This window comes from Herbaspirillum sp. GCM10030257, assembly GCF_042666555.1.
Taxonomy (GTDB): Bacteria; Pseudomonadota; Gammaproteobacteria; order Burkholderiales; family Burkholderiaceae_D; genus Noviherbaspirillum.
Genome location: NZ_JBHTDH010000006.1, coordinates 75,295 through 88,267, shown reverse-complemented (window position 1 = coordinate 88,267; position 12,973 = coordinate 75,295). Strand labels below are relative to the sequence as shown.

The 12,973-nt window shown below is 58.6% G+C and carries 13 protein-coding genes; 10 read left to right on the top strand and 3 right to left on the bottom strand.

Annotated features, from left to right (window positions below):
- The first annotated feature begins 24 nt into the window (after positions 1 to 24).
- The 4 genes from ACFQUU_RS11170 (at position 25) to ACFQUU_RS11155 (ending at position 3,315) form a co-directional block, all read left to right on the top strand.
- The gene (locus ACFQUU_RS11170; protein WP_382246978.1) at positions 25 to 918 is read left to right on the top strand and encodes a DMT family transporter; all 894 of its coding nucleotides are present in this window, start codon (positions 25 to 27) and stop codon (positions 916 to 918) included.
- A gap of 179 nt (positions 919 to 1,097) precedes the next feature.
- Entirely contained in the window at positions 1,098 to 1,805 is a 708-nt protein-coding gene (locus tag ACFQUU_RS11165; protein WP_382246975.1) for an ABC transporter permease, read from the top strand.
- Positions 1,802 to 2,476, top strand: a complete 675-nt coding sequence (locus ACFQUU_RS11160; RefSeq protein WP_382246973.1) for an ATP-binding cassette domain-containing protein — start codon at positions 1,802 to 1,804, stop codon at positions 2,474 to 2,476. Before ACFQUU_RS11165 ends, ACFQUU_RS11160 begins: the two co-directional genes overlap by 4 nt.
- 35 nt (positions 2,477 to 2,511) lie before the next feature.
- Entirely contained in the window at positions 2,512 to 3,315 is an 804-nt protein-coding gene (locus tag ACFQUU_RS11155; protein WP_382246970.1) for a substrate-binding domain-containing protein, read from the top strand.
- A 42-nt stretch (positions 3,316 to 3,357) separates the two neighbouring features.
- Here the strand turns inward: ACFQUU_RS11155 and ACFQUU_RS11150 are convergent, their stop codons facing one another.
- Positions 3,358 to 3,774: a hypothetical protein gene (locus tag ACFQUU_RS11150; RefSeq protein ID WP_382246968.1), complete on the bottom strand. Its 417-nt coding sequence runs from the start codon at positions 3,772 to 3,774 to the stop codon at positions 3,358 to 3,360.
- A gap of 331 nt (positions 3,775 to 4,105) precedes the next feature.
- Between ACFQUU_RS11150 and ACFQUU_RS11145 the strand changes: the two genes are divergently transcribed.
- The gene (locus ACFQUU_RS11145; protein WP_382246965.1) at positions 4,106 to 4,705 is read left to right on the top strand and encodes a type 1 glutamine amidotransferase domain-containing protein; all 600 of its coding nucleotides are present in this window, start codon (positions 4,106 to 4,108) and stop codon (positions 4,703 to 4,705) included.
- A gap of 220 nt (positions 4,706 to 4,925) precedes the next feature.
- Here ACFQUU_RS11145 and ACFQUU_RS11140 read toward each other — a convergent pair whose 3' ends face one another.
- Together ACFQUU_RS11140 and ACFQUU_RS11135 are read right to left on the bottom strand one after the other, a co-directional pair.
- Positions 4,926 to 5,669, bottom strand: a complete 744-nt coding sequence (locus ACFQUU_RS11140; protein ID WP_382247442.1) for an MgtC/SapB family protein — start codon at positions 5,667 to 5,669, stop codon at positions 4,926 to 4,928.
- 65 nt (positions 5,670 to 5,734) lie between these two features.
- A complete protein-coding gene (locus tag ACFQUU_RS11135) occupies positions 5,735 to 6,421 on the bottom strand; it encodes a Crp/Fnr family transcriptional regulator (protein ID WP_382246962.1) in 687 nt (228 codons plus the stop codon).
- Positions 6,422 to 6,679: 258 nt separating this feature from the next.
- Between ACFQUU_RS11135 and ACFQUU_RS11130 the strand changes: the two genes are divergently transcribed.
- The 5 genes from ACFQUU_RS11130 to ACFQUU_RS11110 all read left to right on the top strand — a co-directional run bounded on the left by ACFQUU_RS11130 (position 6,680) and on the right by ACFQUU_RS11110 (position 12,960).
- Positions 6,680 to 8,635, top strand: a complete 1,956-nt coding sequence (locus ACFQUU_RS11130; protein WP_382246959.1) for an AMP-binding protein — start codon at positions 6,680 to 6,682, stop codon at positions 8,633 to 8,635.
- Between the two features lie 4 nt (positions 8,636 to 8,639).
- Positions 8,640 to 9,428: an ABC transporter ATP-binding protein gene (locus ACFQUU_RS11125; RefSeq protein ID WP_057288826.1), complete on the top strand. Its 789-nt coding sequence runs from the start codon at positions 8,640 to 8,642 to the stop codon at positions 9,426 to 9,428.
- Between the two features lie 59 nt (positions 9,429 to 9,487).
- Positions 9,488 to 10,417: a branched-chain amino acid ABC transporter permease gene (locus ACFQUU_RS11120; RefSeq protein WP_382246955.1), complete on the top strand. Its 930-nt coding sequence runs from the start codon at positions 9,488 to 9,490 to the stop codon at positions 10,415 to 10,417.
- A 98-nt stretch (positions 10,418 to 10,515) separates the two neighbouring features.
- Positions 10,516 to 11,580 (top strand): branched-chain amino acid ABC transporter permease, encoded by a 1,065-nt coding sequence (locus ACFQUU_RS11115; RefSeq protein ID WP_382246952.1) that lies wholly within the window; start codon positions 10,516 to 10,518, stop codon positions 11,578 to 11,580.
- Between the two features lie 60 nt (positions 11,581 to 11,640).
- The gene (locus ACFQUU_RS11110; protein WP_382246949.1) at positions 11,641 to 12,960 is read left to right on the top strand and encodes an ABC transporter substrate-binding protein; all 1,320 of its coding nucleotides are present in this window, start codon (positions 11,641 to 11,643) and stop codon (positions 12,958 to 12,960) included.
- The last annotated feature ends 13 nt before the right edge of the window (positions 12,961 to 12,973 follow it).

Genomic DNA, 12,973 nt, shown 5'->3' with positions numbered 1-12,973 from the left:
GTTGAAGGCACGGACGTTCATTTAATGCCATCTACGCAACGCCTCGACAGCCTGCTGGCCTGGTTTTTTGTGATCGTCTGGGGTTCAGGCTACCTTGCGAGCAAGACCGGCTTGCAATACGCAGCGCCATTCACTTTTCTCTCATTACGTTACGGCTTTGGCGTACTGTGCCTGATTCCCTGGGTACTACTGTCGCGGCCATCATGGCCATCCGGTCCGCGTGAGTTTTTGCATGTCTGTATCGCTGGCCTGATGATGCATGCAATCAACCTCAGCGGCAGCCATTACGCCCAATACCTCGGTATGTCTGCGGGCATCACTGCATTGATGTTGGCGACACAGCCGCTGTTTACCGCGGCGATTGCCCATTTGCTGATGGGTGAGCGCCTCAAGCCGCAGCAATGGCTGGGGGTGCTGCTTGGCTTGGCCGGTGTCGCGCTGGTGGTCTGGCACAAGATCAACTTCAATGCGGCGGGGGCGGCGAGCCTATTGGCAGTGAGCGTATCGCTGGTGGCAATTACCTGCGGCACGCTGTACCAGCGCAGTTTCTGCAGGACGGCCGACTTGCGTAGTTCGGCTTTCATCCAGTTCGTACTGTCCTTGCTGGTGCTGGCGCCGCTCGCATGGTCGGTCGAAGGCTTTGTGATCCACTGGAGCTGGCCATTGCTGTGGTCGGTGGTGTTGCTGGTGATTTTTGCCTCCATCCTGGCCGTGAATGCGCTGCACACACTGATGCGTCGCGGCCATGCTGCCAAGGTGACAAGCCTGTTCTTTCTGACGCCTGTGGTGGCGGTATTGCTGGAATGGGCAATGTTTGGCGTGGTGCCGACCTGGCTGAGCGTGATCGGCATTGCGGTCACCTGTGCCGGCGTGGCACTGGTTTCGGTTACATCGGGTGCATCGGCGGGAAGGGCTTGAGTATATGACAACTGAGTGGCAACCGACTGGCAACTGACGCCAGCATTTTCAGGCATTGCAACGCGCCGATCTCTGGCAAACTTATACCCATTCTGATGTTTCAGGCGTTAGGGGCGAGGACTGGAGTTTCCCCTGTGGACACCGCCCCATTCGCCGCCCCAGCGTGATATTCGTATCCTATGCATCTGCTTGACGCCATCCGTGACGCTTTTGCCCTGCTCCTGTCCGGGAATGCAGAGCTATGGCAAGTCATCTGGGTATCAATCAAAACTACCGTCCTCGCCTTGCTGCTGGCCACGCCGGCATCCGTCATCTTCGGTTACCTGATCGCCGCACGGACGTTTGCGGGGCGACGCGTCGCCATCTGGCTGGTGCAGACCTCATTGTCGCTGCCTACCGTACTGATCGGCTTGCTGCTCTACCTGATGCTATCGCGCCAGGGACCGCTGGGTGACTTCCGCTGGCTGTTTTCGCAGTCGGGCATCATCGCCGGACAAATGCTGATTGCCTTGCCAGTCATGACGGCGTTTACCCTGGCTGCCGTGCAAGCCGCGGACAACCGGCTGGCGGAAACCGCCGTCACGCTCGGCGCGTCACCCTGGCGCGTGATGCGCACGGTTTTGTATGAAGTACGCTTTGGCGTGATGGCAGCCATCATCAGCGGCTTCGGCCGGGTGATCTCGGAAGTCGGCTGCGCGATCATGGTCGGCGGGAACATTGAAGGCGACACGCGGACCATTACCACCGCCATTGCCTTGCAAACCAGCAAGGGGGAATTTGCTCAAGGTATCGCGCTTGGCATGGTGCTGGTCGCCATTGCGCTGCTGATCAATGCGGCGCTGGTATTGTTGCAAGGTGATGCACGCACGGCAAGGGGGGCGGCATGACTCCGCTGCTCTCATTGCACCAGCTCACCAAGCGCTTTGGCGAGCGCCAGCTATTCAATATCGAGCAACTGCAGATCCGGCAGGCGACTGCCTATGTACTGACAGGTCTCAACGGCGCGGGCAAGAGCACGCTGCTGCGGGTGCTCGCGGGACTGGAACCGGCGGATGCGGCGCGCGTGACTTTTCTCGACAGCGAAGTCCGGCTGGCGCCCTATCCGCGCGACATGCGTGAAGCCATCGTCTATGTGCACCAGCATCCGGTGATGTTTTCGACCAGCGTGGCAGACAACATCGGATACGGACTGGTATCGCGCGGCGTGCCGAAAGCCGAAGTCGCACGCCGTGTCGAGGAAGCGATGCAATGGGCCGGCGTCGGTCATCTGCGTGACTGCAAGCCGACCGTACTGTCTGGCGGTGAAAAGCAGCGCATCGCGCTGGCCCGCGCCAAGGTGCTGGTGCCAAAACTACTGTTGCTCGACGAGCCGACCGCCAACCTTGACGGCGCAGCGCGCGAACAGGTGATTGCGCTGATCCCGTCGCTGACCGCCAGCGGCAGCAGCGTGATCATGGCCTGCCATGACCGCGACCTGATTGCGCTGCCCGGCGTGCAGCGGCTGAAGCTTAGGGACGGGCGGCTGCAGGCGAGACAGCAGCGTATCCGTGTCGCCTAGCTGGTCTAATCAATTTTCAAATGGAGTCCGACACCATGCGCGTCCGTATCGCCGCCCTGCTTTCCGCACTGCTGCTTGCCGCACCGCTGACGATGGCGCAGCAGGTAGTGAGGCTTTCCACGACGACCAGTACCGAGAATTCCGGCCTGCTCAAATTCCTGCTGCCGGCGTTTGAACAAAAGTCCGGGCTCAAGGTACAAGTCATTTCGGTCGGTACCGGCAAGGCGCTGGAACTGGCGAAGAATGGCGACGTCGACGTGACCCTGGTCCATGCCCGTCCTTCCGAAGACAAGTTCGTCGCGGAAGGACATGGGTTCAATCGACGCGATGTGATGTATAACGATTTCATCCTGGTCGGGCCCACGTCGGATCCGGCAGGGATTAAGGGCATGCGCGATGTCCACGCGGCTCTCAGGAAAATTGTCTCGTCCGGGGCGCGCTTCATTTCGCGCGGCGACAATTCCGGCACCGACCAGATGGAAAAAGCCTATTGGAAAGAAATCGGCGCCAGGCCGACCGGCAGTGCGTACGTGTCCGCCGGCCTGGGCATGGGCGAAGTGTTGACCATGGCGGCCGAACTGCAGGCATACACGCTGACCGACCGCGCCACCTATGTAGCCTACCGGGCTAAAACCGGCCTTGCCATCAACGTCGAGGGCGATCGGAAGATGTTCAATCCCTACGGCATCATCGCGGTAAACCCCGCACGCCACAAAGACGCCAACTACAAGGGCGCAATGCAGCTGATCGAGTGGATGACTTCAGAAGCCGGTCAGCAACGCATTGCCGAATTCCGGCTGGACGGACAACAGTTGTTCTTCCCTGCGGCCGGGCGGTAAGAAAGTGGAGCGAGTTGTTGCTCGGTCGCTCCGCCTTTTCCGTTATTTTTTCTCGCCGCTAGGGCTGGCACTGCTGCTGGCGGGACCGGTGGTATCAGGCGTAGAGTGATTATTCACCTGCCCTGAATGCGGCAACGTGTTCTGCTCCTGTCCCTTGCTTAACGCCGCGGGATTGGCTTGATTTGGCGTATTGGCGTCGCCACTGTTGGGTGCGTTCGCGACTTTGGGTGGTATCGCAGCATCGGAAGCCGGCGTCTGGTTGGGCGGCAAAGCGACCGATTTGCCGGTGTTTTCAGCCGCACCGGTATTGGCGGACGTGTTGGCCGCTGCATTGGTCGACGTATCGGCAGCGGTACTCGTGCCGGTATTGGCAGAGGTTTTCGGTTCGGGTGTTTTCTGGCAACCGGCAATCAGGGCAAGTGCTGTGCCGGCAAGCAAGATATGGCGATAAAGGGTCATGATGAGCTCCGTGCAAAGCGGGTTAACCGGCATCAGCGCTCGGAAGATTCGGTTAGCGAGGACCGGATTCGTTAACTTTTGACCAAGCTTTTTCCTACCGGTTCGAAATTCATTACATCCGGACGAGCAAAATCAAATTTTCTTCCTACTCAAGCGTACTAGTCATGCACAGCGGCAATCAAGGCAAGGATAAAAGACGGACTGGTTGCCCATGGGTTCAGTCACCGAGGAATTATCTGCACGTCTGCTGTGCAGACGCAGGGCCCAACGTGCTTTTCCGAACTTTTTTGGAAGCCGTTACTCCACCTGATTTTGGTTCAGGAGAAATGAGATGGATCCGCTATTGAACGGAATGAACGTCGCCATCCTCGTCACCGATGGCTTCGAGCAAGTAGAACTGACGGAACCGAAAAAGGCACTGGAAGCCGCCGGCGCACTGACCCGGATCGTGTCAGACAAGTTTGACAAGGTAAAGGGTATGCATCACGACCAGCCAGGCGATGAATTCACGGTCGACCTGCTGCTGCGTGAAGCCGATGCAAAAGCTTTCGATGCGGTGTTGCTGCCAGGTGGGAAAGTGAATGCTGCAGCACTGCGCAATATGGGCGAAGCCCAGCGTTTCGTGCAAAACATGGAAGAAGACCACAAGCCCATCGCTGCAATTTGCCATGGTGCGTGGCTGCTGGTATCGGCCGGCATGGTGGAGGGACGGACCTTGACCAGTTTTCCGGCACTGGAACAGGATATCCGGAGTGCGGGCGGCAATTGGGTCGATCAGGAAGTGGTGGTCGACAGCAATCTGATCAGTAGCCGCACGCCAGAAGATATTCCGGCGTTCAACGACAAGATGGTGGAAGTCATTTCCGACAGGATGCGCGCGCATCTGCGTGGTACGCCGGATGAGCATGCGGTGGGGTTGGCGAGTAGTTGAGATTGCGTCTGGCTATGGGACATACTAAGCGTCCCCACCGTTAGGTCCCTTACCACCTTCCGTCATGTTCCCTCCCCCATGCAGGGGGAGGGCTAGGGAGGGGGTAATGCGGTCGAGTTATCAACGGTGTTGGCTCGACCAGCTTACCCCCATCCCAACCTTCCCCCCAAGAGGGGGAAGGAGCCTGCCGGCTATCTTGCTTTATTTCCTCTCGATTCAATCAATTCCTCGCATGCGACAGATGGAAACTCTCCAGACCTTCCACCTGTGACATATCGCGCGCCAGCACGCTGATCGGCGCACCGCTGCTCTTGCTGTAAGCGACCGCAACGAAATGCCATTCGATTTTCCCATTCTGCATTGCAATGGAAATTGAACCACCGGCAATTTCATATCCGCGATTCATGGCTGCTTCGCGCAACTTTTGTTCACTGGGTGCCGCGCCTTCCTTGAAGCGCATCACAATCGCGATCGCCTGCCGTGTCGGCAACCGGCTTGCCAGGCGTGGCACACCGATCATGCAGAATGCCGACATGAAGGCCAGCAGCATCGCCGACAGGTAGAACCCGACACCTACCAGCACGCCGATCACGGACGTCGCCCAGATCGACGCCGCCGTGGTCAGGCCGCTGATATTGAAGCCCTCCTTCATGATCACGCCCGCGCCGAGGAAGCCGACGCCGGTGACGATGCCTTGTACGATACGGGTCGGATCCGCGCCCATTCCGACGATGACCTGTCCGCCGTACCAGTCATTCGGATAGCCTGCGATAACGGTGAGCGCGGCCGAGCCCATGCAGACCAGTCCATACGTGCGCATGCCGGCGGCACGACCGCGATACGATCGTTCGTAGCCGACCAGCAGGCCAAGCAGCAAGGCACCGAACAAACTGAAGAAAACGATCAGGTTGGTGGCAACCACCGGTCCTGACCAAAACGCCGCCAGCAATTCGAGCGATGGCAGGTCGGCAAGAAAACTATTCATGAAATCCTTGTGAGTCAACTGGGCGCAGCAAGCGTATCAGAGCATCAGGCCCGGAAGCGGCGCAAGCCGTCCAGATCGAGAATTTGTATGCCGCCGTAATCGACCTTCAGCAAGCCTTCCTTTTCGAGCACCTGCAATGCCTGGTTCGCGCGCTGGCGCGAGGCGCCGGACAGGTAGCCGATTTCCTCCTGGGAAATCTGCAGTAAGGGATTGGCTCCCGGGTAAAGATGGGCGTTGAACATTTCGGCGAGACAGCGTGCAACACGTGTATCCACATCAAGTAGCCGGTCGACCTCCACCATGCCGATGAACTGGCCGAGTCTTTCGTTGAGCTGCATTAACAGGAAGCGGGTGAACGGCAAACTATTGTCGAGCAACCACATAAAGGTAGAGGCCGGCATGCGCGCAATCCGACTGTCGCGCAAGGCGGTGACGTCGTACTTGCGCACTTCGCCCTTGAGCACCGTACCCTCGCCGAACCAGCTGCCGTTGGAAAGGCCGGTAAAGGTGATGGATTTACCTTCTGGCGACAGATTGTTCATCTTGACCAGCCCGTCGATCACACCCAGCCAGGCATCGACCTTTTCGCCCTTGCGGCAGACGTAGCCTCCTTTCGGCACAAACTGCTCGACGGTATCGGCCTCGACGCGCGCCATTTGTTCCGGGCTGAGCTGTCGAGCCCAGATGGTCTCGCGCAAGGCCTGTTTCAGCGTGCGTTTTTCTACGGTCATGGTGCGATGCATCAACGATAGTTTTTTATTTTGATCAGGATTGTCAGTCAAATGACAGCGCACAGCAGCTTCGCTGTCTAGTATGCTGACAACAAAGAAAATAACGGAGACATTGTAAGCCGACTTCCACCGTGCGGGTATAGCTGCGCACAGAGTGGTCCGGTGGGCTTGCATCGCCTGACCAGCCAAACGGACAGATGGCCGGCGCTCCGCATTCGATCCTTCATGACGGTTCACCTGTTATAAGAGAGCGGGACGATGGAAGAGACAACCAAGCCGGGCGGACGCACATTCCCCCGCATCCTGCTGCAGCACGCACAGCAACGTGCCGGTAAACCAGCCTTTCGCGAAAAAGACCTCGGCATCTGGCAGACCTGGACCTGGTCGCAGGTAGCCGATGAAGTGCGCGCACTGGCCTGCGGCCTGGCCGCCATGGGTTTCAAGCGCGGCATGAGTCTGGCGATCATCGGCGACAACCGGCCGCGCCTGTACTGGTCCATGCTGGCCGCGCAATGCCTCGGCGGCGTCGCGGTACCGCTGTACCAGGATGCGCCGGCGGCAGACATGATGTTCGTGCTCGACGACGCGGAAATCGACTTCGCCGTGGTGGAAGACCAGGAGCAGGTCGACAAGCTTTATGAAATCAAGCAAAGCCTGAACCGGATTTCGCATATCATTTTTGACGACGACCGTGGCATGCGGCACTACGTCCGGCCCGAGCTGAGTTCCTTTGAAAAAGTGCAGCAACTCGGCCGCGACTTCGATCGCGCCCATCCGGAATTTTTCATGCAGGAAGTCAACGCCGGCAGCAGTACGGATACCGCGGTGATGCTGTACACCTCGGGCACGACGGGCAAGCCGAAAGGCGTCTGCCAGACCCACCATGCGTTCATGTCGGCGGCCATCGGCGGCATTGAATTCGACAAGCTGACCGACGAGGAAGACATCCTGTCCTACCTGCCGATGGCGTGGTGCGGCGATCACCTGTTCTCGTTTGCGCAGGCGCTGGTAGCCGGCTTCACCGTCAATTGCCCGGAATCGGGCAATACGGTCATGACCGACATGCGTGAAATCGGCCCGACCTACTATTTTGCGCCACCGCGTGTTTTTGAAAACATGCTGACCAACGTCATGATCCGCATGGAAGATGCGGGTGCGATCAAGCGCAAGATTTTTCATCATTACATGGAAGTCGCGCGCCGGGTCGGCTCCGATATTCTCGATGGCAAGCCAGTCGGGTTGATGGACCGCATCAGTTACGGCATCGGCAATCTGCTGGTCTACGGGCCGCTGAAGAACGTACTCGGCCTGTCGCGCGTGCGCATTGCCTATACGGCGGGTGCGGCGATTGGACCTGACCTGTTCCGTTTCTATCGTTGCATCGGCGTCAATCTCAAGCAACTGTACGGCGCGACCGAAACCTGCGCCTATGTCTGCCTGCAGCCGAACGGCAACATCAAGTTCGACAGCGTCGGCCTGCCTGCGCCAGGCGTGGAAGTGAAGATTGCGCCGAACGGCGAAGTGCTGGTGAAATCGGATGCGATGCTCAAGGAATACTACAAGCGGCCGGATGCCACCGCGGAAGTCATTGACAGCGATGGCTACTTCCACACCGGCGACGCCGGCATCTTCGATGAAGACGGCCACCTGAAGATCATCGACCGTGCCGCCGATGTGGGCCGCATGAACAGCGGCGACATCTTCGCGCCGAACTATATCGAAAACAAACTGAAGTTTTTCCCTTTCATCAAGGAAGCGGTCGCCTTTGGCAACCAGCGCGACATGGTATGCGCGTTTATCAACATCGATCTCGACGCAGTCGGCAACTGGGCCGAACGGCGCGGCATTGCGTATTCGGGCTATACCGATCTGGCCGGCAAACATGAAACCTATGACCTGATCGCCGAGTGCGTGGAAAAGGTCAACGCCGATCTCGCCAACGAACCCATGATGTCGGGCACGCAGATCCATCGCTTCCTGGTCCTGCACAAGGAGCTTGATGCCGATGACGAAGAACTGACTCGCACGCGCAAGGTGCGTCGCCGTTTCGTGGGTGAAAAGTACAAGGTGCTGATCGAAGCCCTGTACAGCGGCCGTACCTCGCAATATATTGAAACCCAGGTCAAATTTGAAGATGGCCGCACCGGCATGGTGGCCGCCGATCTGCGCATCGTCGATGTGAAGACATTTTCGTCATTGAAAAAGGCAGCGTAAGCACATGAACAGCAATCGCAACATCGGCGATGTGATCCTGGACCTGCAAAACATATCGCTGTCATTTGGCGGCGTGAAGGCGCTGACCAACATTTCCTTTGACGTGCGTGAGCATGAGATCCGTTCGATCATCGGACCCAATGGCGCCGGCAAGAGTTCGATGCTCAATGTGATCAACGGCGTCTATCGTCCGCAAGAGGGTGTGATCACATATCGCGGCCAGCAGCGCCGCGACATGAACACGTATGCGGCAGCAAAGAGCGGCATCGCCCGCACCTTCCAGAACATTGCGCTGTTCAAGGGCATGACCGTGCTCGATAACATCATGACCGGTCGCAACCTGAAGATGCAAACCAACTTCCTGATGCAGGCCTTGTACTGGGGGCCAGCGCAGCGCGAAGAGATTGCGCATCGCAAGGTGGTCGAAGAAATTATCGATTTCCTGGAAATCCAGCACATCCGCAAGACGCCGGTGAGCCGCCTGCCCTATGGCTTGCAGAAACGCGTGGAACTGGGTCGAGCGCTGGCCGCCGAACCGTCGATCCTGCTATTGGACGAGCCGATGGCCGGCATGAACGTCGAAGAAAAACAGGACATGTGCCGCTTCATTCTCGACGTCAATGACCAGTTCGGCACCACCATCGTGCTGATCGAGCATGACATGGGCGTGGTGATGGATATTTCGGACCGGGTAGTGGTGCTGGATTACGGCAAGAAGATCGGTGACGGTACACCCGACGAAGTACGCAAGAACGACGACGTGATTTCTGCCTACCTCGGCACCGCGCATTAACTGACGCAAGCTATAGATCACCCAAGTCACGCACTCATCCGCGAACAAGGAAAAGCATCATGGGATTTTTTATTGAAACGGTTTTTGGCGGACTGATGGCCGGCATGCTGTACGCGCTGGTGGCGCTCGGATTCGTGCTGATTTTCAAGGCATCCGGCGTATTCAATTTTGCGCAAGGCGCGATGGTGCTGTTCGCCGCGCTGGCGATGGCACGGTTTGCCGAATGGATCCCCGCTTGGCTGGGGCTGAGCAACAAGTTCCTGTCCAATGCACTGGCGCTGACCGCATCGATCGCACTGATGATTTGCGTGGCGTGGCTGATCGAACGGCTGGCGCTGCGCAAGCTGGTCAATCAGGAGCCGATCGCCTTGCTGATGGCAACGCTGGGCATCGGTTATTTCCTGGATGGCGCCGGACAACTGCTGTTCGGCAGCGCGACCTACAAGATCGATGTCGGCATGCCGAAGGAACCGATGATGGTGATGGAAAACACCTTCGAAGGCGGCCTGCTGCTGAGCAAGGAAGACCTGTATGCGGCACTGATCGCGGCCACGCTGGTGGCCGCGCTGTCGATCTTTTTCCAGAAGACCGCGACCGGGCGCGCATTGCGCGCCGTGGCTGACGATCACCAGGCAGCGCAGTCGATCGGCATCCCGCTGTCGCGCATCTGGGTCATTGTCTGGTCAGTCGGCGGTATCGTGGCCCTGGTGGCCGGCATCATCTGGGGCTCCAAGCTGGGCGTGCAGTTTTCGATTTCGCAGGTGGCATTGAAGGCCCTGCCGGTGGTGATTCTCGGCGGACTGACCTCGGTGCCGGGTGCGATCATCGGCGGGCTGATCATCGGCGCCGGCGAAAAATTGTCTGAAATTTATCTCGGGCCCTTCCTTGGCGGCGGCATCGAGAACTGGTTTGCCTATGTGCTGGCACTCGGCTTCCTGCTGGTCCGGCCGCAGGGATTGTTCGGCGACAAGATCATCGACCGGGTGTAGTCGGTGTAGTCAGGTGTGGCAAGCACCAGCAGGAAACACGAAAAAAACAGCAAGAAACAACCCGCGCCGGAATCACGGACGCATTGGAGACAAGCATCATGTTTTATCGCGAAAACGGCCAGTTCAAAACCACGTATCGCCTCGACCAGCAGATTTTCCCGATCTCGCAGGACCGCATCGCGATGGGCCTGTTGCTGGCGATCGCCTTCATCGTCCTGCCAGGACTGGCCAGCGATTATGTATTCCGTGCAATCTTCATTCCCTTCCTGATCCTGTCGCTGGCGGCCATCGGACTCAATATCCTGGTGGGCTACTGCGGACAGATCTCGCTCGGTACCGGCGCGTTCATGGCGGTCGGCGCCTACGCGGCATTCAATTTTCATGCACGCTTTCCAGGCATGCCGCTGCTGTTGTCACTGATCGGCGGCGGCCTGTGCGCCACCGTCATCGGCGTGATCTTCGGCACGCCCAGCCTGCGCATCCGCGGGCTGTACCTCGCGGTGGCGACACTGGCCGCGCAATTCTTCATCGACTGGTTCACCAACCGCGTGCCCTGGGTAACCAATAATTCTTCCTCTGGTTCGGTGAGTGTCGGTACCCTGCAGATCGCCGGTTTCACGCTCGATACACCGGTCTCGAAATACCTGTTTTGCCTGACGCTGGTGCTGGTTATCGGGCTGCTGGCCAAAAACCTGGTGCGTAGCGCGATCGGGCGCGAGTGGATGGCAATCCGCGACATGGACGTGGCCGCATCGGTGATCGGCATTCGCCCGGTGTTTGCCAAGCTGTCGGCGTTCGCGGTGAGTTCCTTCATCGTCGGCGTCGCCGGGGCGCTGTGGGGCTTCATCCACCTGGGCGCGTGGGAACCATCGGCGTTCAATATCGAGAAATCCTTCCAGTTGCTGTTCATGGTCATCATCGGCGGACTGGGTTCGATCGTCGGCAGTTTCTTCGGCGCGGCGTTCATGGTGCTGCTGCCGCTGTTCCTGAACCTGATACCGCACTGGCTGGGACTGCCCTTGTCGACAGCGACCGCATCGCATCTGGAACACATGATTTTTGGCGCGTTGATTGTGTTTTTCCTGATCGTGGAGCCGCATGGCCTTGCCCGGCTGTGGCTTACCGCACGGCAAAAACTGCGGGTCTGGCCGTTCCCGCATTAATCGAACCCGGCTAACGTTTTCATCTCGCACCAAGCGTGCGCTTACAACAAGGAGACAAAAATGATGTTGAAGACCATCGCTGCTACCGCCGCCATTGCGGCAGCCGGCTTCTCTGCCCTGACCGCGGCGCCGCTCGCGTATGCACAATCGGCCGAGCAATTCATTCCTCTGCTGGTATACCGCACCGGACAGTTCGCGCCACTGGGCATTCCCTGGGCCAACGGCAAGCAGGATTACCTGAAACTGATCAATGCACGCGATGGCGGTGTCAACGGCGTCAAGCTCACGTACGAAGAATGCGAGACCGCCTATGACGCTGCCAAGGGCGTCGAATGCTACGAGCGTCTGAAAACGCGCGGCACCGGCGCTGCCGGTTTCGACCCGCAGTCGACCGGCATCACCTTTGCGCTGACCGACAAGGCCTACGCTGACAAGATGCCGATCGAGACGCTCGGTTATGGCTTGTCGCAATCAAGCGACGGCACCGTGTTCGAATGGAACTTCCCGCTGCTCGGCACGTACTGGACCGCCGCCGACGTGATGATCCAGGACATCATGAAAAAAGAGAAAGGCAATCTGAAAGGCAAGAAGATTGCGCTGGTCTATCACGACTCGCCGTATGGCAAGGAACCGATCCCGCTGTTGCAGAAGCGCGCGGCAAAAGATGGCTTCACGCTGTCGCTGTTCCCGGTAACGCCACCCGGCGTCGAGCAGAAGTCGACCTGGCTGCAGGTACGCCAGCAACGTCCCGACTATGTACTGCTCTGGAGCGCGGGTGTGATGACACCAGCGGCGATTCGCGAAGCGCAGTCCACTGGTTATCCGCGCGACAAGATGTACGCAATCTGGTGGGCTGGCTCCGATCATGATGTCAAGGATATCGGCGACGGCGCCAAGGGTTATAACGCGATCACCATCCATAACAGCGCGGCACGCGACAAGGTGCATGAGGACCTGAAGAAGCTGGTGTACGACAAGGGCCAGGGCACCGCAAGCGATGGCAGCGAAGTTGGCACGCTGGCGCATACCCGCGGCATGATGATCGCGATGATGCAGGTGGAAGCAATCCGTACCGCGCAGGAAAAGTACGGCAAGGGCAAGGCGCTCACACCGGAGCAGGTGCGCTGGGGCTTTGAAAACCTGAACCTGAGCGCGGACCGCCTGAAGACATTGGGCTTTAGCGAAATCATGCGCCCGGTGCAGACCTCCTGCGCCAATCACATGGGCGCCGACTGGGCGCGCATCGTGCAGTGGGACGGCACCAAGTGGAAGATCACTTCCGACTGGTACCAGGCTGACAAGACCATGATCGACCCGCTGGTCAAAGAGTACGCAGACAAGTACTCGAAGGAAAAGAACATCAAGCCACGTAGCTGCTGATGTTTGTACCCGC